A 24406-nucleotide genomic window follows, 5' to 3' on the forward strand; every position below is an offset into this window, starting at 1 on the left:
TCCGAAGTCCAAGGAATTCGACCTATGAATCTTTCCACCGAAATCAGCGACGGCAAGACTGTTCTGACCCTCGCGGAGCAGCGCCTGGATGCCCACAACTCCGGCGAGCTGAAGGATTTCATGCTCAAGCTGCTGGAGGGCGGCAGCCGCCATCTGGTCGTGGACCTGAGCCAAGTGAGCTTCATCGACAGTTCGGGGCTGGGCGCCCTGCTGTCGGGGCAGAAGAATGCCACGCTGCGTTCGAGCGTCTTTCTGCTGGTCGGGCTCCAGCCTAGGGTACGCTCGATGTTCGAGCTGACCCGTCTGCACCGGGTGTTCGAGATCTATTCCACGCTCGAGGAAGCATTGCGCGGCGAGTAGCCGGGAGGGTGCCATGCATGGCGAAACCGACGTCAATGTCGACATCGTCGTTCCCAACCAGACCCGTTACCTGGGGCTGATCGGGAACATTGCGGAGCAGATCGCCAGGGAATTGGTCGACTATCGCGGCGATCGCGATGCGCTGGGTTACAACATGAACCTGGTGCTGACCGAGGCCATGGTCAATGCCATCGAACACGCCACACCGGGAGAGACGGACAAGACGGTCAGGGTTTGGATCCATATCGAAGACGAAGACCTGTGCATCCGGGTCTACGACCACGGCCAAGGCTTCGATCTGGAGTCCGTTCCGATGCCCGACTTCGACGATCCCGGCGAACACGGCCGCGGCATCTTTTTCATCCGCAAGTTGATGGATTCGGTGACCTATCGCCGGACCGAGAGCGGCAATGTCCTGGAAATGCGCAAGAAGCTGGCCTAGCCGGCCGAATCGCCCGGGAGGGCGCGGTTATGAACGATAGCCGCCGTGCCTGGCCGGAAGCCGGCCCGTCTTGGGAAAGCGCCTACCGCCGCCGGCTCGAACGATTCCGCCGTAGCCGCGGGATCGCGGCGGATTCTCTGCCCGGCGCTTGGGTTTTCCCTCCTGAATACCGCTCGCGGATTCCGCCGGCGGCGGCGTTGAGGGACGCGATCCGGCTGGAAACGGTGGTGCGGACGGGCGCCGATACCGCCGATCTCTGGCGGCCTTCACCGTGCTTCGGCGACCCTCACCACCGGCTGCGAATCTACAGCCCGGTCGAGCAGGATCTCGACCGGGTCATGCCGTTTCTGCAGAACCTCCATCTCCGCATCATCGACCAGATCCAGTTCAGGCTGGTATTTCGAGGGCGATGCTGTTTTATCCGAAGCTTCGCTGTAGCCTCGGATGCCGCTCCGGGCGGCGACCTGATGTCCGCGCGCGGACCTCTGCTGGAAGCGCTGGCTGCCTTGATGGCCGGGCGCGTGGAGAATGATGCCCTGAATGCGTTGATCCTCGCCACCGGCCTGTCGTGGAAGGAAATCGACCTGTTTCGGGCTTATCACAATTACCGTCTGCAACTCGGCAGCCGGTTCGGGCGTTCCCGTTTCCTCCGGGCGTTGTTCAACAACCCCGAAGCCACCCGCCTTCTCTACCGGTATTTCGAGAGTCGGTTTCAGCCTCGTGGACAGGGTGACGAAGAAGTGCTGTCGGCGCTCCGGCAGGACTTCATCGTGGCTCTGAACGAGGTGACGGACAGCGGCGAAGATCACATACTGCGGTCGCTTTTCAACCTGATCGACGCTACGCTGCGCACGAATTTCTACCGGCGCCGGGACGATCCGGATTATTTCATCGCCCTGAAGATCAGCGGCCTGGGCGTCATCGACATGCCCGCGCCGAAACCGCTGTTCGAAATCTATGTGCATTCGGCCGCCATGGAGGGCATCCATCTGCGGGGGGCGCCAGTGGCCCGTGGCGGCATTCGGTGGTCGGACCGGCCGGACGATTTCCGGGTCGAGATTCTGGACCTGATGCAAACCCAGATGATCAAGAATGCCCTGATCGTGCCGCAAGGCGCCAAGGGTGGTTTCATCCTGAAGTCTCCGTGCCGCGATCCCGACGAGTGCCGGCGTCTGGCGGGGGAAGCCTATGCCACGCTGATCCGGGGCATGTTGGATTTGACCGACAATGTCACGGCGCAAGGCGTCATGCATCCCCTGTCCGTCGTCGCCTACGACGATCCCGACCCGTATCTGGTCGTCGCCGCCGATAAAGGCACGGCGCGGCTGTCCGACACCGCCAACACCATCGCGCAGCAATACGGCTTCTGGTTGGGGGATGCCTTTGCCGCAGGCGGTTCGCAGGGTTACGACCACAAGCGGCTCGGCATCACCGCCCGCGGCGTGTGGGAATGCGTGAAGCGCCACTTTGCCGAGCTGAACCGGGATATCGAACTGGCGCCGTTCACGGTGGTCGGCATCGGCAGCATGGATGGCGATGTGTTCGGCAACGGCATGCTGTATTCCCGGAATATCCGGCTCCTGGCGGCGTTCAGCGGCCAGCACATTTTCCTGGACCCTGATCCGGATCCCGAGACGTCCTACCGGGAGCGCCGCCGGCTGTTCGATCTGCCGGGCTCCACCTGGGCGGACTACGACAGCCGGGCGATCTCTTCCGGCGGCGGCGTGTTCCGGCGCGATGCGAAGGATATTCCCCTGTCGCCGCCGGTCCGGGCCTGGCTCGGCGTCCGGCACGGTTCCATCGACGGCGAGGGACTCGTCCACCTGCTGTTGACGGCGCCGGTCGACCTGCTCTGGCTCGGCGGCGTCGGGACTTACGTGAAAGGCAGTTCGGAAAGTCATGAAGACGTCGGCGACCGGGCCAACGACGCGGTGCGGGTGGACGGCATCCAGCTGCGCGCGGCAGTGGTGGCGGAAGGTGCCAACCTCGGCTTCACTCAACAGGGGCGCGTGGAGTTCGCTCTGGCCGGCGGCCGCATCAACACCGATGCGGTGGACAATTCGGCAGGAGTCGATCTGTCCGACCACGAGGTCAACCTGAAAATCCTGACCGGCCTGCTGCGGGAGCACGGGATGATGGCCGGCGGGGAGGAGCGGAACCGGTTCCTGACCGAACTTACCCGAACCGTTTGCGATTCGGTGCTGCGCGACAATGCATCCCAAAGCCTGTGTCTTTCGCTCGACCGGGAGCGCTGCCTACGCGACGCGGAGCCCTTTCTCGAACTCGCCGACCGGCTCGAGAGCTCCGGCAGCCTGGACCGTAGCTACGAGTCCTTCCCCGGCCGAAAAGAGGTTCAGGCCCGCGAGCGGCGCGGGCTGGTGCGGCCGGAACTGGCGGTCTTGCTCGCTCACGCCAAGCTGGCCCTGAAGCGGGCGCTGCTCGACGCGCCCGGTTTTCTGGATGCCGAATGGTCTCGTCCGATGCTGGCTGGATATTTTCCTGCCGAGGTGAGGAAGCGTTACGGATCGGTTCTCCACAAGCATTCCCTGGCCCGTGAAATCACGGCCACCGTCATCTGCAACCGCATTTTGGACCAGGCCGGATCGTCTTTCCTCGTTCTGGCCGACGAACTCGATCCGGCCGCTGCGGCCGATCTGGCCGGTGCCTACCTCTGCTTCGATGCCGCCTTCGGGGGGGGCGAGTTGCGGAGGAAAATGGCCGGCTTTGACCACGGCGCTGAGATGGACCGGCGATACCGGATGCTGCTGGAACTGGAAGAAGTCCTGTGCGCCTGCTGCGACTGGGCGATCCGCGAAGGCATCGGGCTGCGTCCCGGTGATGCCGAAATCGGGTCATGGCAGTCCGATCTGGCGGATTATCTGGACTATAGCGAGACTGCGCTCGGCGACAACGAGCGCACGGCATTGGCCGAGCATGTGGCGGAACTGAAGGATCTCGGCTTCGACCAACGGGAAGCGCGTACCTTGGCGCTGCTGGGCGGTCTCCGAGATTTTCCGATGCTGGCGAGTCTTGCCCGTTCGACCGGCGCGTCGCTGGAACGGGTCGCCGGCCTGGACGATGCCATCGCCGACCTTTTGGGGCTTCGCCGCTGTCTGAATCTGCTCCGGCGCGTCGGGCCGCGCGATCGCTGGGAGCGGCGGGCGCAGGCCGCCCTCCTGGAACGGCTTCGCAAGGGTGCTTTGTGCCTGACGCGGCTGGCATTGCAAGCAGGCGGGCGCGAACCGTCGACCTGGTTTTCCGAGCCGCGGCTTCGGTCTCGGCTGGCGCGGTTCCGGCGGCTGCTGAACGAGCTGGAGGAAGCCTCCTCGCCATCCTTGACGCCTTTCGCGGTGCTGGGCGCGGAGCTGGAAGCGCTCGTCGATCTCGGCCGATCGTCGGGTGCCTGACGGAGCGGCCCATGCAGGAACCGGAGCTGTCACGCGCGTTGCCGAATGCCTTCGATGAGACACCCTGCCTGCTGGATTCGGCCCGAAACCGCATCGGGCTGAATGCCGCGGCGGAACGCCTGTTCGGTTCCAGTGTGCGGGCGTTCGCGGGGGGGCTTCCATGAGCGACGCCAGCCGCCGGGACAGTGAAGCCACTTTGCGCGCCGTGCTCAATACGCTGGTCGACGGCATCGTCGTGATCGACGACAAGGGCATCATCCAGTTGTTCACGCCGGCGGCGGAGCGCATGTTCGGCTACGACGCCGATGAGGTTCTCGGACGCCATGTCGGACTGCTGATGCCGTCGCCGTATCGCGAGGAGCACGACGGCTACATCGCCCGGTATCTGCGCACCGGCGAGCCGAGGATCATCGGAATCGGACGGGAGGTTCAGGGGCGGCGGAAGAACGGGCGGGTGTTCCCGGTTCACCTGGCGGTCGGCGAGCTGCGCATGGATCAGCGCCGCTGGTTCATCGGCGTCACGCGCGATCTCACCTCGCGGAATCAGGCCGAGGACCGTCTTCTCATGCTTTCCAGCGCGGTGGACCAAAGCCCCTCGGGCGTGCTGATCGCCGATCCGCAGGGCCGCATCCAGTATGTGAATAGAGGTTTCACGGCGCTGACGGGGTACGGCGCGGAGGAACTCGTCGGCAAGCGGCCCGGTGGGGCGAAGGCAGGGGATGCGGACCGGTTCGGACGTCTGCGCCATGTCATCCGCTCGCACGGGGAATGGCGCGGAGAGGTGCGGGATATCCGCAAGAACGGCGAAATCTATTGGGCGCTCGAAAGCATCACCCCGATTCGCAGCGCAACCGGCGAGGTGACGCACTATCTCGTCATCCAGCAGGACATCACCGAACAAAAGCGGGACAAGGAGGCACTCGCCGAGAGCGAGGAACGATTCCGCCAGGTTGCGGAAATGGCCGGGGAGTGGCTCTGGGAACAGGACCCCGAGGGGCATTATCTCTACAGCAGCGGAGCGGTGCGGGCCATCCTCGGCTTCGAGCCGGAGGAGGTGCGGGGCAAACATTACCTCGACCTGCTGACGCCCGAGGACCGGCAGCATTGGATGAATGCCTTGCCTTCCTCCAAGGCGAGCCAAAAACCGTTCTTCCGGCTCATCAACCGCTACCGGCACAAGGATGGCCATGAGGTCTATACCGAATCCACCGGAGCGCCGATCTTCGGCGGGCAGGGCGAACTGATCAAATGGCGGGGCGTGGACCAAGACATCACCTCCCGCAAGCGCTATGAGGACGAACTGCGAGTGCGTAATCGCGCGATCGAATCGGCGAGCGTCGGCATCAACATCGCCGACGCGCAGTCGAAGGGACTGCCGAACGTTTACGTCAATCCGGCGCTGAGCCGCATCACCGGATATTCCCGCGAGGAGTTGCTCGATCACAGCATGCGGATGTTGCAGGGAGCGGAGACCGATCCGGAACGGATCGAAGAAATACGCGACGCGATCCGGGCGGGACAGCCCTGCCAGCTAACGATCAAGAACTACCGCAAGGACGGCACCCCGTTCTGGAACGAGCTGCTGATCTCGCCGGTCAAGGACGAGGCGGGAGTCATCACCCACTACATCGGGATACAGACCGATGTGACCGAGCGCCGCCGGGCGGAGGAGGAGCGGCACGAGCTGGAAATCGCAAAGCAGATCCAGCTCTCGCTCCTCCCCAAGGCGCCGCTCCATCTGCCGACGGTCGAGATCGCGGGTCTGTGCGTTCCGGCGACCCATGTCGGGGGCGACTATTTCGATTATTTCCATTGGGGCGACCGGGTGGAGCTGGTCATCGCCGATGTCTCGGGCCACAGCGTCGGCGCCGCGCTCATCATGGCGGAGGCCCGCAGTGCGCTCCGGGCCGAGACCCGCCGGACGCTTGCGGAACCGGCCCGCGGCGATGGCGTCGCCCGGCTTCTCGGCGGCCTCAACGACATGCTGCATGAGGACCTGTCGGGGGCGGACCTGTTCATCACGATGTTCTACGTCCGCTACGAATGCCTAACGCGCCGGCTCAGCTACGCCAACGCGGGCCACAACTTCGCGCTGCTGCTCCGCAATGGGGAGGAGAGCTGCATCCCGCTGGACGCGGAAGGACTCGTCCTGGGCGTCAGAAAAGGCGTGGCGTTCGAGGATCGAACCCTGGACATGCAGCCCGGCGACTGGCTGCTGCTCTATACCGACGGGGTCATCGAGGCGCAGAACGGGGAAGGGGAGTTCTTCGGCATCACCAGGCTCTGCCAGCTTTTTTCGACACGCCGTGCGCTGACGCCGGAAGCGATGGTCGCCGAACTCCTGGCCCAGCTTCGGGCATTCCTCGGGAAAGTCCCGCTCCGCGACGATGTCAGCATGGTGGCGTTGCGGGCCCGTTAACCCCGCACCAGGATCCGGGCGGCAACCGCCCTCATTCCACTTCCGTGTTGGCCTTGAATACCGGCATGGCAGCCTGAAGGTAAATGATCATCGACCAAAGCGTCAGGACGGCGGAAACCACCAGCAGCCACTGTCCGGTTGCCTTCATCGTCCGCTGTGGAGTGTCCAGGCCGAGCAACAAGAGTGTGATCGCCAGCATCTGGAAGGTGGTTTTCCATTTTCCCAGGGAGGAAACCTCGACCCGCTTGCGCTGGCCGATTTCCGCCATCCACTCGCGCAGGGAGGCGATGGTGATCTCCCTGCCGATGATGATGGCAGAGGCAACGGCGATCAGCGGTTGCGGGTCGGCTTGCACGATCAGGACCAGAGCCACGGCGACCATCAGCTTGTCGGCCACCGGATCCAGAAAGGCGCCGAAGCGGGTGGTCAGGCCCATACGCCGGGCGAGGTAGCCGTCCAGCCAGTCGGTGGCCGCGGCCAGGGCGAAGATGACGCCGCAGGCGATGTGGGCGGCACCCCAGGGCACGTAGAACAGGACCGCAAGAATCGGGATGAGCGCGATCCGGAGCAGCGTCAGGTAGGTGGGCAGGTTGAAGTGCATGAGTTAGGCGCCATGATCGTGGAACATGTCGTAAATGCGCTGAGCCAGTTGCCGGTTGATCCCTTCGACGCTGCTCAGGGCGTCCACATCGGCGTGGCTGATCTGTCGCAAACCGCCGAACTGCCGCAGCAACTGCTGGCGCCGTTTGGGACCGAGGCCCGCTATGGCCTGCAGCGGCGATTGGGTCGCGGCTTTGGCCCGTCGTTGCCGGTGCCCGGTGATGGCGAAGCGGTGCGCCTCGTCGCGAATGTGCTGGATCAGCAGGGAACCGGGGTTGTTGGGCTCGACGACGATGGGATCGCTGCTGCCCGCTTTGAACAAGGTCTCCCTCCCGGGTTTTCTGTCGGGCCCTTTGGCGATGCCGATTATACGGATATTTCCCATTCCCAGTTCATCGAGCGTCTGGGCCGCCGCATGGATCTGGCCCTTGCCGCCGTCGATGAACAGGATGTCCGGCGCCTCGATCTCTCCGGCGCGAACCCGCTGGTAGCGGCGCGACAGTGCCTGCACCATGGCCGCATAATCGTCGCCGCCGGTGATGCCTTCGATGTTGAAGCGGCGATAGGCCGACTTCAGCGGCCCGTTGCGATCGAATACGACGCAGGACGCCACCGTCTGATCGCCCTGGGTATGGCTGATGTCGAAGCATTCCATGCGGCTGGGCGGCTCGTCGAGACCCAGCATCTCGGTCAGGGACTGCAGGCGCTCGGCGATAGTCTGCTGGCTGGCCAGCTTGGCGTTCAGTGCATAGTCGGCGTTGGCTTGAGCCAGTTCGAGGCGCTTGGCGCGCTCGCCGCGCAGCCGCCAGGAAATCTTGACGCCGCGCTTGGCCTGCTGTCCAAGCACGGCCTCGAACAATGCATGGTCGCGGATGCCGTGGCTGAGCAGCAGTTCGCGCGGGATCTCCTTGTCCAGGTAAAACTGCGGGATGAAGGCTTCGAGGATGGCTGCGGCGTCGTGCTCGTCCTGCATCCGCGGGAAAAAGCTGCGGTCACCGATCTGCTGCCCGTGGCGGATGAACACCACGTGGACGCAGGCGATATTGCCTTTGATGGCGCAGGCGATCATGTCGAGATCCCCCTGTTCGCCGCTGACGAGTTGCTTCGCGAGTACGGTCCTGAGGTTGGCTATCTGGTCCCGGTAACGCGCTGCCTTTTCGAATTCCAGCCGCAGGGCGGCTTGCTCCATGCGCTGGGCCAGCCGGTCGATCAGCGCCTCCCCCCGGCCTTCCAGGAACAGCAGGGTGTTCGCCACGTCCTCGCCATACGCCTCCGGCCCGATCAGCTCCACGCAGGGGCCGGTGCAGCGCTCGATCTGGTACTGCAGGCAGGGCCGCGTGCGGTTGGCGAAATATGAATCCTCGCATTGGCGGACCGGGAATATTTTCTGCAAGGTTTTCAGACTATCGCGGACGGCCGCGGCGCTCGGGAACGGCCCGAAGAAGCGCCCCGGCCGCGCCCGGCTGCCGCGATGGAAGGCCAGCCGCGGAAATTCCTGGTGGGTGGAGACGTAGATGTAGGGATAGCTCTTGTCGTCGCGCAGGTTGATGTTGTAGCGCGGCTTGTGGCGCTTGATGAGCTGGTTTTCCAGCAGCAGCGCCTCGCCTTCGGTGCGGGTCACCGTGACTTCGATCGCCTGCACCCGCGCCACCATCGCGTTCTGCTTGGGTGAGTTGTCGCGCTGGGCGAAGTGACTGGCGACGCGCTTCTTCAGGTTCTTGGCCTTGCCGACGTAGATCACCTCGCCGTTCCCGTCCAGCATCTTGTAGACGCCGGGCGCGCCGGTCAGGGTCGCCAGGAAGGCTCTGATGTCGAAAGCCGTTGCCGTGAGGGCGGTGCTCATGGTGCCGAGAGGGGGAAGCCTGGGAGAATGCCGGCGCTTATTATATAGCCCGCCGCCGCCACTCTCCTTCGTTCCCGCTGCCGCTCGTTCGCGGGCGGCGAGGTCCCCGCATTTCTCCGGGGATCGGGTTTTGCGGTATCATGTTTGGATTACGTTTTCGTCCGGAATTCACCCAATCATGCTTGGCAAGCTTGTCAGAAAGGTCGTCGGCAGCCGCAACGACCGCATCGTCAAACGCAAGAGGCGTCTGGTCAAGAAGATCAACCAGCTCGAAGCCACGATCGCCGCGCTCTCCGACGAGGCGCTGGGGCAGAAGACCGTCGAGTTCCGTGAGCGGCTGAACGGCGGCGAAACGCTCGACGATCTGCTCGTGGAAGCCTTCGCGGTGGTACGGGAGGCTTCGCGCCGGGTGCTGAACATGCGTCATTTCGACGTGCAGCTGATCGGGGCCATGGTCCTGAACGACGGCAAGATCGCGGAGATGAAAACCGGCGAAGGCAAGACACTGGTCGCCACCCTGGCTGCCTATCTCAATGCACTGCCCGGTAAAGGCTGCCACGTGGTGACGGTGAACGACTACCTGGCACGACGCGACGCCGAGTGGATGGGCAAGCTGTATGGCTTCCTCGGGCTGAGCACCGGCGTCATCGTCAGCAACCTCGATCAGGAACAGCGCCGCCGGGCCTATGCCTGCGACATCACCTACGGCACCAACAACGAATTCGGTTTCGACTACCTGCGCGACAACATGGCGTTCACCCTGGATCAGCGGGTGCAGCGCGATCTGTATTTCGCGATTGTCGACGAGGTGGACTCCATCCTCATCGACGAGGCGCGGACCCCGCTGATCATCTCCGGTCCGACCGAAGACCGCAGCGATCTCTATCACAAGATCAATGCGCTGATTCCCCATCTGAAACGCCAGGAAAAAGAAGGCGGACCGGGTGATTATTCGGTGGACGAGAAGGCGCGCCAGGTCTATCTGACCGAGAGCGGGCATGAAGCCATCGAGCGGCTGTTGGTGGAGCAAGGGCTGATCGGGGCCGACGAGAGCCTGTACGACGCCGTCAACATCCGGTTGATGCACTATATCAACGCCGCCCTCAAGGCGCAGGCCTTGTTCCAGCGCGACGTCGACTACATCGTGCGCGATGGCCAGGTCATCATCGTCGACGAGTTCACCGGCCGCGCCATGCCCGGCCGGCGCTGGTCCGAGGGGCTGCACCAAGCGGTGGAGGCCAAGGAAAACGTTCAGGTGCAGAACGAGAACCAGACGCTGGCCTCGATCACTTTCCAGAATTATTTCCGCCTCTACGAAAAATTGGCCGGAATGACCGGTACGGCGGACACCGAGGCGGCGGAGTTCCATCAGATCTACGCTCTCGAAGTGGTCGTGATCCCGCCGAACCGGCCGATGATCCGCAACGACATGGGTGATCTGGTCTACCTCACCGCTCGCGAGAAATTTGACGCGATCGTCGAAGACATCAAGTATTGCGTCGAACACGGCAAGCCGGTACTGGTCGGCACCGCTTCCATCGAGAACTCGGAATTGCTGTCCGCCATCCTGCGTCAAGCCGGCGTGCCGCACCAAGTGCTCAACGCCAAGCACCATGAGCAGGAAGCGCACATCATCGCCCAGGCCGGACGACCGGGGGCGGTCACGATTGCGACCAACATGGCCGGCCGCGGTACCGACATTGTGCTGGGTGGCAGCCTGGAGGAGGATCTGTCCCGGGCCGATCCGGCCATGGCCGAGCAGATCAAGGCGGAGTGGAAACAGCGCCACGACGCCGCTATCGCCGCCGGCGGCCTGCACGTGATCGGTTCGGAACGCCATGAATCGCGCCGCATCGACAACCAGTTGCGCGGTCGTTCGGGGCGCCAGGGCGATCCGGGTTCCACCCGTTTCTATCTGTCGTTGGAAGATCCCTTGATGCGCATCTTCGCTTCCGACCGGGTCGCGGTACTGATGCAGCGCCTCGGCATGAAGGAAGGAGAGGCCATCGAGCATCCCTGGGTGACCCGCGCCATCGAGAACGCCCAGCGCAAGGTGGAAGCGCGCAACTTCGATATCCGCAAGCAATTGCTGGAATACGACAACGTCGCCAACGACCAGCGCAAGGTGATTTACCACATGCGCACCGAGCTGATGCGGGCGGACGATATCTCGAAGACCATCGAGGACATCCGTCACGATGTGCTCGGCCGCATCTTCGGTGAACACATCCCGCCTCATACTCTGGAGGAGCAGTGGGACGTCCGGGGTTTGGAGGAGGTGATCGAGCGCGAGCTCGGCTTGAGCTTGCCGATCCGGCAATGGCTGGACGATGAGCCGGATCTCCATGAGGAGTCGCTGCTGGAGCGCATCATCCAGGAAGCCGACAGCGCCTACGCTGCCAAGGTCGAGGCGATCGGACCGCAGGTCATGCGGCATTTCGAAAAATCGGTGATGCTGCAGGTACTCGACAACGCATGGAAGGAGCATCTGGCTTCCATGGATCATCTGCGCATGGGCATCCATCTGCGCGGCTATGCCCAGAAGGATCCCAAGCAGGAGTACAAGCGGGAAGCTTTCGAGATGTTCACCGGCATGCTGGAGAATATCAAGCAGGAGGTCGTCGGCATCGTCTCCCGCGTTCAGGTCCATTCGGAGGAAGAAGTACAGGAGATGGAGGAGCAGAGTCGCCAGCCCCAGGAAATGCAGTTTCAGCATGCCGAGGTCAGCGCTCTGACCATCGACGAGTCGCCAGCCGGACCGGAAGAGCCGCAGGATTATGCGAGACCGGAAGGTCCGCGGCCGTTCGTGCGTCCCGGCGATAAAGTCGGCCGCAACGATCCTTGCCCCTGCGGCTCCGGCAAGAAATACAAGCAATGCCACGGCCGGCTCGCTTGAGATGAAAACGGTGGCGAACGCCCGCATAAGGCCGGTCCCTGGCATCCGCCTCGGCACGGCGGCGGCGGCGATCAAGCACGCCGGCCGCGACGATGTGCTCCTCATCGAGATGGCGGAAGGTTCGAGCTGCGCGGCCGTGTTCACGCAGAACGCCTTCTGCGCCGCACCCGTCATCGTCTCCCGCGAACATTTACCGCGGGGGCCGCGCTGGTTGCTGGTCAATTCCGGCAACGCCAATGCCGGAACCGGCGTGCGCGGCTTGGCGGACGCCCGTTCGAGCTGCGAGGCGGTCGCTGCGCTGACCAGCGGCCGGGCCGAGCAGGTGCTGCCGTTTTCCACCGGCGTGATCGGCGAATATCTTCCACTCGAAAAGATCCGGGCAGCTTTGCCCAAGGCGTTCGAAAGCCTGTCGGAAGACGGCTGGGAGGCCGCCGCCCGGGCCATCATGACCACCGACACTCGACCGAAAACAGCAACTCGCACCATCGAGATCGAGGGGCATCCGGTCGTCGTTTCCGGTATCGCCAAGGGCGCCGGCATGATCCATCCTAACATGGCGACCCTGTTGGCCTTCGTCGCCACCGACGCCCGTATCGAAGCCGAGTTGCTGCAGAGCGTCCTGCAGCGTGCCGCCGACCGCTCCTTCAATTGCATCACCGTCGATGGCGATACCTCGACCAACGACGCCTGTGTCCTGATGGCGAGCCAGCGCTCGCAAGCGCCGCGGATCGAGCCCGGCAGTTCTCACGCCAAGGCTTTCCAGGCCGCCGTCGACGCCGTGCTCGAAGAGCTGGCCGAAGAGATCATTCGCGATGGCGAAGGCGCCACCAAATTCATCCGCATCGTGGTCGAGGAGGCGGCTTCGGAGGACGAAGCCAGACAGGTCGGGAAAACCATCGCGCATTCGCCGTTGGTCAAGACCGCGTGTTTCGCCAGCGATCCCAACTGGGGCCGCATTCTCGCGGCGGTCGGACGTTCCGGCTGCGTCGGCCTGGATATCTCCCGAGTTGCCCTATGGCTGAACGAGGTCCAAATCGTTGCGGGCGGCGAACGGGACCATGGCTATACCGAGGCGCGCGGGGCCCGGGCGATGCAGCGGCCGGAAATCACCATACGCGTGGTCCTCGGGCGGGGTAGGGCCACGGCCCGGGTGTTGACCTGCGACCTTTCCTACGATTACGTCCGCATCAACGCCGAATACCGGACCTGAGCGCCCCTTGAGCGCCGTCCCGAAGAAGGAAATCCGGGTTGCCGCCGGTGTCATCGAAGATGCCGCAGGGCGCATCCTGATCGCCCAGCGGTCGGCGGAGGCGGACCAGGGCGGCTTGTGGGAATTTCCCGGCGGCAAGATCGAACCCGGTGAAACGCCGTTCGACGCTCTGCGCCGCGAGCTGATGGAAGAGATAGGTATCGCCGTGGATGGTGCCGAGCCCATGCTGGTCGTGCGCCACGCATATCCCAGGCAGCGGGTCATCCTGGAGATCTTTCGGGTTCGGAAATTTTCCGGCGAGGCCCGCGGTTGTCTCGGCCAGCCCATCCGCTGGGTCGGCGCAGACGACCTGGTCGATTTTCGATTTCCGGCGGCGAACCGTTTCATCGTCGCGGCCGCCCGGCTTCCGTTCCATTATCCTATCGTGGACGATGTCGCCGGCGACCTTTCGGCCATGCGTCGTCATTTTCGACGGCTGGTGGCCGGGGGCTTCTCGCTGATCCAGCTCCGGGCCAAGACACTTGAGCGGGCGGTCTACCGGAGTTTCGCGCAGGAATGCATAGATTGCTGTGCCGGCAGTAACGTTCGATTGATATTGAACGCCGAGCCGGAGCTGGCGGTCGAGCTCGGGGCCGCTGGTGTCCACCTCACCAGCGCCCGCTTGAATAGCCTGAGTTCAAGGCCGCTGGACAACAAATTCTGGGTCGCCGCTTCGTGCCACGACGCGGGCGAGCTGGAAAAGGCGGAGTCGCTGCGATTGGATTTCGCCGTCTTCGGTCCCGTGTTGCCGACCCGGTCCCACCCGGCATCGGCGCCGCTGGGCTGGGAGCGTTTCTCCGAATGCCTTCAGGCCGTCAACCTTCCGGTATACGCTTTGGGCGGGTTGGCGGCGGAACATCTCGTCCGGGCCAGATCGGCCGGCGCGTGGGGAATTGCGGGTATTCGGGGATTTTCGGGATCGTGATGCGCCATGGAGGTGCTGAAGGCACTATCATGGCGCACCGATCGTTTCGTATGGCGCTTGACTCGGGCGTAAAATCAAAAAGATATTTGCCCGGTACCCTTGGTACAATTCTTGTGTAACTTATGAGTTACCCAATCCTAGCTGGAGGAGACGACCTTACTATGACACCGAAAGACGTATTGCAGATCATCAAGGAGAAGGAAGTCCGCTACGTGGACCTGCGTTTCGCCGACACCCGCGGCAAGGAACAGCACGTGACCGTCCCCGCTTCGACGATCGACGAGGCCACCTTCGAGGAAGGCAAGATGTTCGACGGTTCCTCGATCGCCGGATGGAAAGGCATCAACGAGTCCGACATGATCCTGATGCTGGACGCGTCCACCGCCGTGATGGACCCGTTCTTCGACGATCCGACGCTTATCGTCCGCTGCGATATCGTCGAGCCCGCCACCATGCAAGGTTACGAGCGCGATCCGCGTTCCATCGCCAAGCGCGCCGAGACCTACATGAAAGCCACCGGTATCGCCGATACGGCATACTTCGGACCGGAAAACGAATTCTTCATTTTCGATGACATCCGTTGGGGCGCCAACATGTCCGGCGCATTCTACAAGGTCGATTCGGAAGAGGCCGGCTGGAATTCCGAGAAGGTCTATGAAGACGGCAACATCGGCCATCGTCCCGGCACCAAGGGCGGCTACTTCCCGGTGCCGCCGGTCGATTCGTTCCAGGATCTGCGCTCGGCCATGTGCAACACCCTGGAAGACATGGGCATGGGCGTGGAAGTCCACCACCATGAAGTAGCGACCGCTGGCCAGTGTGAAATCGGCGTCAAGTTCAACACCCTGGTGAAGAAGGCCGACGAAGTCCTGCTGCTCAAGTACGTGGTGCAGAACGTGGCGCATGCCTACGGCAAGACCGCGACCTTCATGCCGAAGCCGCTGGTCGGCGACAACGGCAACGGCATGCACGTGCACCAGTCGCTGGCGAAGGACGGAAAGAACCTGTTCAGCGGCGACCTCTACGGCGGCCTGTCGGAAACCGCGCTGTATTACATCGGCGGCATCATCAAGCATGCCAAGGCGCTGAATGCCTTCTGTAATGCCTCGACCAACAGCTATAAGCGTCTGGTGCCCGGCTTCGAAGCGCCGGTCATGCTGGCCTACTCCGCGCGCAACCGTTCGGCTTCCATCCGTATTCCCTATGTGATGAACCCGAAGGCCCGCCGCATCGAGGTGCGATTCCCGGATTCCACCGCGAACCCCTACCTCGCCTTTGCAGCGATGCTGATGGCGGGTCTGGACGGCATCCAGAACAAGATCCACCCGGGCGATGCCATGGACAAGGACCTGTACGATCTGCCGCCGGAAGAAGAAAAGGCAATTCCGCAGGTCTGCTACTCCTTCGACCAAGCGCTGGAAGCGTTGGACAGCGATCGTGAGTTCCTGACCCGCGGCGGTGTCTTCACCGACGATATGATCGATGCTTACCTCGAACTCAAGGGCCAGGAAGTGACTCGTCTGCGCATGAGCACCCACCCGGTCGAGTTCGACATGTACTACAGTTTGTAAAATTTCGGGCCGTTCCCTACGGTCCATGCAGTGTACAGAAACCCGCCGAAATGACCCATTCGGCGGGTTTTTTAATGCCTCCGCGGTTTCATGCCGTCGAGCGTATCTCCTCGGATCAGGCGTCCGTACTTGCTCAGCCGGGTTTGATCGATTCGGGAAAGCTTCCGGTAACCGGAATGGAGGCCTTTCGCAAAGTCGCGGCTCCGGCGGAGGAGCCGTCAAATAGGTCGATCAGCCGCTCTTGGCGCGCTCGGGCTGATAAGCCCCCTAAAGTCGCCTCGCCGTATTCGGGTGAGAAGGTTTCCGGTCAACCGAAACGCCCGGTGATGTAGTCCTCTGTCAGTTTATGGCGCGGATTCTGGAATATGACGTCCGTAGAGCCCACTTCGATGAGGCAGCCGAGATGGAAATACGCCACCCGCTGCGACACTCTGGCTGCCTGGGATAGCGAATGGGTCACGATGACGATGGTATATCGCTGCCGCAGTTCGTCGATGAGTTGTTCGATGACGGCGGTTGCGATCGGGTCCAAGGCTGAGCAGGGCTCATCCATCAGAATGACTTCGGGATTCACCGAGATTGCCCGCGCGATGCACAGGCGTTGTTGCTGGCCGCCGGAAAGGCTGGTTCCCATTTGACCCAGTCCGTCCTTGACTTCATCCCATAAACCGGCACTTCGCAAGGATGATTCGACGATCTGGTCCAATTCCGCCGGAGTGCTAGCCAAACCGTGGAGCCGAGGCCCGAACGCGACGTTGTCGTAGATGCTCTTGGGGAAGGGGTTCGGTTTTTGAAATACCATCCCAACCAGCGCGCGCAACGGCACGACGTCGATCCCATCGTGACAAATGTTCCGGCCGTCGATATGGATTTCGCCTGTCACCCGGCAACCGTCGATGGTGTCGTTCATCCGGTTCAAGCAGCGCAGGAATGTGGTCTTGCCGCACCCCGAGGGACCTATCAGCGCCAAGACCTCATGCCGGCCGATGTCCAAGGTGAGATTCCGAATGGCGTGTTTTGCGCCATAGTGGACATTGACGCGGCGGCAGGCGATGCGCGGATTTGCAATGACCGAATCACCAGCGATGGCGGTAAGATCCTTAAAGTAAAGGGCGGGGGTAGGACGGACGGACGCCCGTTTCAAAAGTAGGTATCTTGCCGTGGCTTTCGGGTTGCGCGTAGCTTTCGAGGTCGCAGGAGACACCGACTCTTGGCGATCACGCTGGAGTCTGGCGGGGTTGGTGTCTGCTGGCAGGGTAATGACGGATGACATGAGGGGATGGCGGTGGAGTTTCGTGTCACCGGTCCAACTTATGAATGTCGCGGAGTACCTTCCGATCGGCGGATACTTTGCGTCGCTCCATGCAGACCGAGGACTACGACGCCGAGCCATGGGATCATGAAAATGATCCCACGTTTACATGACAATTGGATGACATGATATGGCTTAGAAGGCGGCCGCTTTGGAGCTTTTGGTCTGGGTTCAGCATTCTACCCAAGAGAACGCCAGGGCCGAATTTTGGCTGTAAGAGCGTTTGGTGAAGGGCCGGATCGCAACGAAGTCGCTCAGACCGGCGAGGCCGTGTAGCCGATTCATAGCCGATCAGAGCCCAAGGCCACGTCGAATCAAGACGTTACGGGAATTCATTTGACGATGTGAGCGTTTACAAGGTTTTGATTTCAAGGTAAGATTTTCTCGTGGTCGGCACCGGGAATGCAGCGCCTGTTGATTCTAATCCAATACAGCCACCACCCCCTCTTTAAAGTCGTAGGACATCGTGCGCGACTCATCAGATTCGGGCGGTTAGCTCAGCGGGAGAGCACTTCCTTCACACGGAAGGGGTCGCAGGTTCAATCCCTGCACCGCCCACCAGTTCAAAATTTCACCGAATCTCAAAAACTCTCGAAACCCGCATGCTGCAAGGCTTTGCGGGTTTTTTGTTGTCTCGCGTCATATCGCGGAATAGCATCTGATACCATCATTTTTGATGGTAGGTTTGATGGTATCCGGAGGTTTGGCGGGCCGGATACCATCACGCACGGTGTGAGGTGGGTGAATGCTGAAAGACATCGAGGTACGCAGGGCCAAGCCGGGAGAGAAGCCGTACAAGCTGAGCGATGAGCGGGGCTTGTATCTGCTGGTGACGCCGCAGGGCGGGAAGCTTTGGCGGATGAATTACCGGTTCGGGGGGAAGCAGCGGACGCTTTGCTTCGGGGCGTATCCGGAGGTGGGGTTGGCCGATGCCAGGGCGCGGCGGGAGGATGCCCGGCGCTTGCTGGCGCACGGGGTTGACCCTGGGGAGGAGCGGAAGGCGACGCGGCTGGCGGAGCGGGAGACCTTCGAGGCGATTGCCCGCGAGTGGCATGGGCGATTCTCGCCGGGCTGGGCGGCGAGTCATGCCAAGCGGGTGTTGGAGCGGCTGGAGAATCACATCTTTCCGCACCTGGGCGCCAAGCCGGTGGCGGCGGTGTCGGCGCCGGTGATTCTGGCGGCGCTGCGGCGGCTGGAGGACGCGGGGAAGGTGGAGAGCGCCCATCGCATTCGGGGGATCATCGGCCAGGTGCTGCGGTACGCGGTGGCCAGTGGCCGGCTTGATTCGGATCCGACGCAAGCGCTTCGCGGGGCGCTGGCGCCGGTGCGGACGGTGCATTACCCGGCGTTGCTGGACCCGGTGGAGATTGGGCGGGTGCTGCGGGTGCTGCACGGGTACACGGGCACGGCGGAGGTGCGGGCGGCCTTGCGGCTGGGGCCGTTGCTGTTTGTGCGGCCTGGGGAGCTGCGGACGATGCGTTGGGATGATCTGGACATGGAGGCGCGGGAGTGGCGGTTTACGCTGAGCAAGACTCAAACGCCGCACATCGTGCCGCTGGCGCGGGCGGCGGTGGAGATCATCGAGGAGCTGTGGCCGTTGACGGGGCGCGGGGTGTTCGTGATGCCTTCGGCGCGGTCGCCTACGGGCTTGCGTCCGATGTCGGAAGGGGCGGTGCTCGGGGCGTACCGGGCGCTGGGGATCGACAAGAGCGTGCTGGTGGGCCACGGCTGGCGGGCGACGGCGAGGACGCTGCTGGTGGAGAAGCTGGGCTTTCGGGTGGACATCGTGGAGCAGCAGTTGGGGCACGTGGTGCGTGATCCGCTGGGCCGGGCATACAACCGGACGACGTTCATCGAGGAGCGGCGGGGGATGATGGAGACTTGGGCGGGCTATCTGGAGGGCCTTCGTACCGGGGCCGGGGTGGTGCCGATCGGACGGAAGGCGGGCGGACGCTGAGCGCAGTCGAACCGCTGAGCGGTCATAGCAGCTTCACCAGGGCGGCGACGGCGCCCACGGCGACGGCCATGAGGGCGCCGAGCTTGATGACAAGACGCTGTTCGAGCTGGATGAACCGGGCGTCGATGTCGCGGCGCAACAGCTCCAGCTCGTGGCGAAGATCGTCCTTCGTCACCAGTTCCCTCATATTCACTTCCAGGACTTCGGCCAGGGCTTCCGCTTCGGCTTCCGCCTGGGCGGGCAGGATGCCGGCTTCCTTCAGCCGCTTGGAAAACTTGAGCGTGTCGAATGTGATGGTAGCCACGGGAGGACCTCCGGCGGGCAGTTTATCATTGAAGCGCCCTGGGGTTTGATACACTTTACGCAACCGCGCCTAGCCCGGCCAGGCGATAAGAGGGAGGCCCTTCACCCCTTTGGCGCGGTCCTATCCTTGGGGGGCTGAGTCTGTCGGGAGGCTCGATCGTGTCATCAGTCTACATTCCTTATTTATTGGCTGTCCGGCGGCTGCGGGCGCGGCTGGACGCGACGGCGCGGGAGCTGGCGGGCTGGGTTTTTTTGGGGCCGGAGCTGGGCGGCTTGGCGGCTTTTGTGCGGGCCGACGTGCTGGATGATCCGCCACGTTTTTATTTTCCTTTGGCCGTCGACGACCCTGGGGCGGATTACCTGGGGGATTTGCATTATGTGTGGTTTAGGGAGGAGGACATCGAGGCCTTTGAGCCGGGTTGCCGGTTTGTGGCCGGGGGGGATCTGATCCGGCGATGGGGGAAGGCGCTGGGCGAGGACGTGCAGGATTTTATTCAGGCGAGGTGTGACGAGGGGGTGTTGGAGGTGATCTATCCGAACGCGGCGGCGGTGAGCTGGGGAGTCGGCGGCGCGGTGAGGGAGACCGCGCTTTTTTTTGCCGACCAGGTTTGGGAGGTGGAGGCGCGGCATGGGCTTGGTGATGGTGAAGGCGCGGGGGAAGCCCTGGGCGCGGATGAGGATGCGTTGGCGGTAGAGGTGATTGAGGAAGGGAATGCGCCTTGGTTTGTGGTAAAGAGGCAGAGGGATGGTTGGGTGGAGGTGTTGAAAAGGCTGGCCTGGGCGGTTCATCTTGAGCGCGGGCAGGCGGTGGACTGGGTTGAGGCATGGGTACGGCTGGTGCGTGATCCTCCGAAGGGGCTGGGGATTGAGGTGAAAGAAGGTGGCCGGGCGGTGGTAATGAAGGGAGAGAAGGAGTTGAGGAAGGATGGTTTTAAGAGGAGGTGGGGTAGGTATGTTAAGGGAGTTAAGCACATTTAAGGGAATTAAGCACACTTAACAATCATCTTGTAAATCATACATTTAATCTGGTCTCCGTCATCTTTCAAGGAGACCAGGCATGTATTTTCAAACCTTTCCGCGCCCCACTTCAGAGACGCATTTTGGGGTGATTCCTCGTTATCTTCGGCTTCCCGGCCTGAGGGCAAGGTACGGAGTCTCGCAGGCAACAGTTTGGCGGTGGTGCCAAATTGGTTTGCTTCCTCCGCCGATAAAACTTGCAGCGAAAACAAGCTGTTGGGTGCTTGCCGAACTCGATAGAGTCGACGAGGCCCGTGAGGCAGGCGCAACGGCGCCAGAAATCAAGGCGCTGGTAAAAAAAATCGTGGCTGACCGTCGGGCGCCGGCATGAGCGAGGCCGCCGACATTGAAAGGATTAGGTCGGCGTTGGCGTTTATTGATGCCGCCGACCGTGAAAGCTGGGTAAGAGCGGGCATGGCGGTTAAGGCCGGCCTTGGCGATGCGGGGTTTGAAATATGGGATGAGTGGAGCCGAAGGGCTGACAACTATAACGCCAAGGCGGCGGCTGAGGTATGGAAAAGCATCCGGTCCGCCGGAGGGGTGACACTCGGTAGCCTGTTTCATCAAGCTAAGGCCAACGGCTGGCGGGACGAGGGAGGATACCAGAAGCCTTCTCCGGAGGAGCTGGCCGCGTGGCGGAGGCGGGCCAAGGAGCGGGCAGCGGCGGAGGCTGCCGAAATTGAGCACGAGCGGGCGGAGACGGCCAGGAAGGCGGCGGCGGTGCTCAAGGCAGCGGGCGCGGCTCGGGCCGATCACCCCTATCTGATAAAAAAACAGGTGGCGCCGGTTGCGACGTTACGTGAGATCGAGGCTGGCGAGGCGGCGAAGATTATCGGTTACGTGCCCAAGGCGGGCGGCGAGGCGTTGGCCGGGCGGCTGTTGGTGGTGCCTGTCCGCCGGACCGGCGGCGAGCTGGTGACCTTGGAGTTGATCGACCAGCCGGGGCGCAAGGCGGCTTTGGCCGGGAGGGGCAGCAAATCCGGCGGGTTCTGGGCCACAGCAAGACTGCCTGACGGTGACGGCGAGGGCCTAACCCTGCTGGTTGGCGAAGGCGTGGCGACGATGCTTTCTGCCTCGGCGGCGGCTGGGGCCTTGGGCGTGGCGTCGCTGGCGGGCGGCAACCTAAAACCCGTGGCTACGGCGCTGCGGGCCAAGTACCCGGCGGCGCACCTGGTGGTGCTGGCCGATTTGGTAAAGGTTACAGGCGAGCCTGATCCGCACTCGGTCGAGGCTGCGAGGGCGGTCGGCGGGCGGCTGGCGGTGCCGCATTTCGGCGCGGATAGAGAGCAAAACCACAAGGATTTCAATGACTTGGCTGTCGTTCGCGGGCCGGCGGCGGTGGCGGAGTGCATCGCGGCGGCGGTGCCGGTGGCGGTGGCGCAGGGAGGCGGGGCCGGGCCTGGGGCGCCGGGGGACGAGCTGGGCGAGGATGAGCCGGGTATGCAGGATGCGCCTGCGGGCTCAATAGCTCTGGTGGCGCATCGGTTGCCGGAAATCATAAATGAGATGAACGAGGCGCTGCTGCGTTCGGGTGCCGAAATATTTGAGCGGGGCGGGGGCGTCGTGCATACGTTTCGCACCGAAAAGCTCAGGCAATTGCAGGGCGGCGCCCACCTGCCGGAAGGCAGCCTTGTGATTGAGGCCGTGAGCCCGGAGTTGCTGCGGTTGGTGGCAACTAGGGACGCCGTTTTTGTGAAGTATGACGCCCGCATCGGCGGCTGGAAACGCACGGACTGCCCGATCCAGGTGGCCAGAACATTTATCGAGGCGAACGGCCTGCGGCGGCTGCGTCCGCTTCGCGGCGTGGCAAGCTGCCCGCTGTTGAGGCCGGACGGATCGATCGTCTGTGAGCCCGGCTATGACCTCCAGACCGGCTTATATCTGAGCTGGGACCTTGGCGAGATCAAGCCTGATCGGGCGGGCGGGCTGTTTGCGGCGCTTAAGGCCCGCGAGCTGCTGGAGGAAATGCTGAGCGAATTTCCGTTCGTCGGCGAGGTTGACCGGGCGGTGGCGCTGGCGGGGATTTTGACTGCGGTTATGCGGCCCTTGCTGCCGTCGGCACCCATGATTGGCGTGGACGCATCAACGCCCGGCACTGGAAAAACAACTTTGGTCGACGTATTCGGCCTTGTTGCCCTTGGCCAGCCGGTTCCGGCGATAACGTTGGCCGGGGCAAACGAGGAGGAGTGTGAAAAGCGTTTGGGGGCGCTTCTGCTTTCTGGTGTTGGAGCATTAAACCTGGACAACCTCTCGCGGCCACTTCAATCGGATTTGCTCTGCCAAATATTGACGGCGGCTTCCATACGTCTACGCATTTTGGGCGTATCCCGCGCCCCATCGGTGAGCACCAGCGTCTTCGTGGCGGCCACCGGCAACAACCTGTGCCTGGTCGGCGATCTGTCGCGCAGGGCCTTGGTGTGCCGCCTTGACGCCGGCTGTGAAAGGCCTGACCAGCGGGTTTTTGCCCGAAACATTGGAGATTACATTTTGGAGCGGCGCAAGGCGTTGGTAGAGGCGGCTTTGACGATCGTTGGCAACTACCAGGCAGCGGGGCGGCCTGATGTGGGCACGGCGCCCTTCGGCTCTTTTGATACTTGGAGCGAAACAATCCGAAACGCCTTGATTTGGGCCGGTGCGGCTGACCCGTGCGAATCGCGGGCCCGTATCGAGGAACTCGATCCAGTGAGGGGCGAGCTGGCGGATGTGTTGCCGCTCTGGTTTGCTCGATGGCGGGGCGAGGCGGTGCAGGTACGCGATGTGATCGAGAGTGCGGGGCTGAGCCAGAACGATGAGCTTCGCGATGTGCTGTTGGCCATCGCGGCCAATCGCCGCGACCCGCGCCAGATTGATTCGCGGCGGCTGGGGCACTGGCTCCGGAGGTATCGAGGCCGGGTGGTTGGTGGTCTGCGGTTGGACTCGGACGGCGCCTCAGGCACCAGGGCTCGATGGCGGGTAATCAAAATTTAGTATCGTGTCAAAACTTTTGGCAGTTACGACAGTTAAAGCCTATAAATATCCCCAGTGCGGAAAAATGGCACAACTTTAGGTTGTTCCATTTTTACCCTCTAGGGATAAAACAGCCCCCTAACTGCCGTAACTGCCAAAATTCGGGCCGGCGGTCGCCGGTCCAAGGCGTCCGGCCAATAGGCCGGGCAATCGCGCCGGGAGGCGCCATGATCGCGAGAGGGCGAAAAAATGAACGACGCAGAGCAAAGAATAGGCGGTGCCAAGCACCACAAGTGGATGCACACCCTGCCGGTGTGGGTCTTGGTCAAACATATCGAGGCCAAGGAGCAACAAATCCTCGAACTGCTTCAGAAAAACGGCCAACTCGAAGCCCGAATCAAGGAGCTGGAGGAGGGAACCTCATATAACGGATGGTAATAAAAAGCCGTGATGTTATAACATCACAAATCCTAGTTTTGACGGGGTGGTGTTCCCGCTCCGGTAACCATAAGGTGAAAAAATGTCTGATGATTCAATTGTTTACAACGAAGCGCTGATCGAGGCCGACCTGGCCGACCTGCAAGAGCGGATCGACCAGGCGACCGCCGAGCTGGCGGAGCGGGGCGAGCGGGTCCGGCAGTGGTCGGCGGCTCTGAGCCCTTGCCTTCACACATCCGACGGCATACAGCATCGGCTGGCGGTGGCCCGGCGGCGGCGGGGTGAGCTGCTTTTCAAATACATCGAGAGCGGCGACGAGGCGATGAAAGCGGAAATCGAGGCCCTGAGCTCGGAAATTCGCTTTATCGAAGATTGGGGACCGGAGTTCATTGGGCGCGTTCTGGTGGAGCATGAAAAGTGGGCCGCCCGCACGGAGCTGTTTCGAGCGAGGTACGAGGATCGAGCGGCGGACCTCAAAGCCCGTCGTAACCTGGCGCCGGCGCATATCCTGAGCCAGCGCGAAACAACGATGTACGGGCGTCCTGTCCGGGCGGCTTGATTCTACCTACACACCCTGCCCGATCCGTCGGGCAGGGATTCCCTGCGGCGAGGCGTGCATGAAGACAGAGCTTCTTGAAGCTATCCGGCTGCTCAAACACTCAAAGCAACTCGACCAGGCGGCCCAGGCGGCGCGGCGGGAAGCGGCGTGGCTGTTGGCGGC

19 protein-coding genes and 1 tRNA gene are annotated in these 24406 nt (G+C 62.7%); 16 read left to right on the forward strand and 4 right to left on the reverse strand.

The features are described 5' to 3' along the window. Positions 1-24 precede the first annotated feature (24 nt). From GNH96_RS09465 to GNH96_RS09480, 5 genes are read left to right on the forward strand one after another with little or no spacing between them, the layout of a single operon-like run. The gene (locus GNH96_RS09465) at positions 25-360 is read left to right on the forward strand and encodes an STAS domain-containing protein (protein ID WP_169603448.1); all 336 of its coding nucleotides are present in this window, start codon (positions 25-27) and stop codon (positions 358-360) included. A 13-nt stretch (positions 361-373) separates the two neighbouring features. Further along, positions 374-802, forward strand: a complete 429-nt coding sequence (locus GNH96_RS09470) for an ATP-binding protein (protein WP_169603449.1) — start codon at positions 374-376, stop codon at positions 800-802. Positions 803-831: 29 nt separating this feature from the next. Then, a complete protein-coding gene (locus GNH96_RS09475; RefSeq protein ID WP_169603450.1) occupies positions 832-4209 on the forward strand; it encodes an NAD-glutamate dehydrogenase domain-containing protein in 3378 nt (1125 codons plus the stop codon). A gap of 11 nt (positions 4210-4220) precedes the next feature. Continuing rightward, on the forward strand, positions 4221-4373 hold the full coding sequence (locus tag GNH96_RS16065) for a hypothetical protein (protein ID WP_228719796.1): 153 nt from the start codon (positions 4221-4223) through the stop codon (positions 4371-4373). Further along, positions 4370-6628 carry a PAS domain S-box protein gene (locus GNH96_RS09480; protein ID WP_228719797.1) on the forward strand — a complete coding sequence of 753 codons (2259 nt, stop codon included), beginning with the start codon at positions 4370-4372 and terminating at the stop codon, positions 6626-6628. Before GNH96_RS16065 ends, GNH96_RS09480 begins: the two co-directional genes overlap by 4 nt. 31 nt (positions 6629-6659) lie before the next feature. Here the strand turns inward: GNH96_RS09480 and pgsA are convergent, their stop codons facing one another. Together pgsA and uvrC are read right to left on the reverse strand one after the other, a co-directional pair. Beyond that, complete coding sequence (gene pgsA, locus GNH96_RS09485; RefSeq protein WP_169603451.1) at positions 6660-7229, reverse strand: CDP-diacylglycerol--glycerol-3-phosphate 3-phosphatidyltransferase; 570 nt, start codon at positions 7227-7229, stop codon at positions 6660-6662. 3 nt (positions 7230-7232) lie between these two features. Next, positions 7233-9071: an excinuclease ABC subunit UvrC gene (gene uvrC / locus GNH96_RS09490; protein WP_169603452.1), complete on the reverse strand. Its 1839-nt coding sequence runs from the start codon at positions 9069-9071 to the stop codon at positions 7233-7235. A 178-nt stretch (positions 9072-9249) separates the two neighbouring features. On the opposite strand from uvrC, the gene secA reads away from it, so the two are divergent. From secA to glnA, 4 genes are all read left to right on the forward strand, one after another. After that, a complete protein-coding gene (gene secA, locus GNH96_RS09495; RefSeq protein ID WP_169603453.1) occupies positions 9250-11967 on the forward strand; it encodes a preprotein translocase subunit SecA in 2718 nt (905 codons plus the stop codon). A gap of 1 nt (position 11968) precedes the next feature. Beyond that, the gene (gene argJ, locus GNH96_RS09500; RefSeq protein ID WP_169603454.1) at positions 11969-13177 is read left to right on the forward strand and encodes a bifunctional glutamate N-acetyltransferase/amino-acid acetyltransferase ArgJ; all 1209 of its coding nucleotides are present in this window, start codon (positions 11969-11971) and stop codon (positions 13175-13177) included. Positions 13178-13184: 7 nt separating this feature from the next. Continuing rightward, the gene (locus GNH96_RS09505) at positions 13185-14141 is read left to right on the forward strand and encodes a Nudix family hydrolase (RefSeq protein WP_169603455.1); all 957 of its coding nucleotides are present in this window, start codon (positions 13185-13187) and stop codon (positions 14139-14141) included. 161 nt (positions 14142-14302) lie between these two features. After that, entirely contained in the window at positions 14303-15712 is a 1410-nt protein-coding gene (glnA, locus tag GNH96_RS09510) for a glutamate--ammonia ligase (RefSeq protein ID WP_169603456.1), read from the forward strand. Positions 15713-16019: 307 nt separating this feature from the next. Here the strand turns inward: glnA and pstB are convergent, their stop codons facing one another. Then, the gene (gene pstB / locus GNH96_RS09515) at positions 16020-16985 is read right to left on the reverse strand and encodes a phosphate ABC transporter ATP-binding protein PstB (RefSeq protein WP_169603457.1); all 966 of its coding nucleotides are present in this window, start codon (positions 16983-16985) and stop codon (positions 16020-16022) included. A 525-nt stretch (positions 16986-17510) separates the two neighbouring features. Here pstB and GNH96_RS09520 point away from each other — a divergent pair. Both GNH96_RS09520 and GNH96_RS09525 read left to right on the forward strand, forming a co-directional pair. Beyond that, positions 17511-17585 (forward strand) — tRNA-Val (locus GNH96_RS09520). 184 nt (positions 17586-17769) lie between these two features. Further along, entirely contained in the window at positions 17770-18981 is a 1212-nt protein-coding gene (locus tag GNH96_RS09525) for a tyrosine-type recombinase/integrase (protein WP_169603458.1), read from the forward strand. A 22-nt stretch (positions 18982-19003) separates the two neighbouring features. On the opposite strand, the gene GNH96_RS09530 is transcribed toward GNH96_RS09525, so the two are convergent. Continuing rightward, on the reverse strand, positions 19004-19285 hold the full coding sequence (locus GNH96_RS09530) for a DUF1640 domain-containing protein (protein WP_169603459.1): 282 nt from the start codon (positions 19283-19285) through the stop codon (positions 19004-19006). A gap of 158 nt (positions 19286-19443) precedes the next feature. On the opposite strand from GNH96_RS09530, the gene GNH96_RS09535 reads away from it, so the two are divergent. The 5 genes from GNH96_RS09535 (at position 19444) to GNH96_RS09555 (ending at position 24244) form a co-directional block, all read left to right on the forward strand. Next, on the forward strand, positions 19444-20262 hold the full coding sequence (locus GNH96_RS09535; RefSeq protein ID WP_169603460.1) for a hypothetical protein: 819 nt from the start codon (positions 19444-19446) through the stop codon (positions 20260-20262). A gap of 79 nt (positions 20263-20341) precedes the next feature. Beyond that, positions 20342-20632: a helix-turn-helix transcriptional regulator gene (locus tag GNH96_RS09540; RefSeq protein ID WP_169603461.1), complete on the forward strand. Its 291-nt coding sequence runs from the start codon at positions 20342-20344 to the stop codon at positions 20630-20632. Next, positions 20629-23268 carry a PriCT-2 domain-containing protein gene (locus GNH96_RS15830; protein ID WP_188114773.1) on the forward strand — a complete coding sequence of 880 codons (2640 nt, stop codon included), beginning with the start codon at positions 20629-20631 and terminating at the stop codon, positions 23266-23268. The genes GNH96_RS09540 and GNH96_RS15830 overlap by 4 nt, the downstream gene beginning before the upstream one ends. 228 nt (positions 23269-23496) lie before the next feature. Then, complete coding sequence (locus GNH96_RS09550) at positions 23497-23685, forward strand: hypothetical protein (RefSeq protein ID WP_169603462.1); 189 nt, start codon at positions 23497-23499, stop codon at positions 23683-23685. Positions 23686-23767: 82 nt separating this feature from the next. Next, on the forward strand, positions 23768-24244 hold the full coding sequence (locus tag GNH96_RS09555; RefSeq protein WP_169603463.1) for a hypothetical protein: 477 nt from the start codon (positions 23768-23770) through the stop codon (positions 24242-24244). The last annotated feature ends 162 nt before the right edge of the window (positions 24245-24406 follow it).

Origin of the sequence: Methylococcus geothermalis (genome assembly GCF_012769535.1) — a bacterium.
GTDB classification, from domain to species: Bacteria; Pseudomonadota; Gammaproteobacteria; order Methylococcales; family Methylococcaceae; genus Methylococcus; species Methylococcus geothermalis.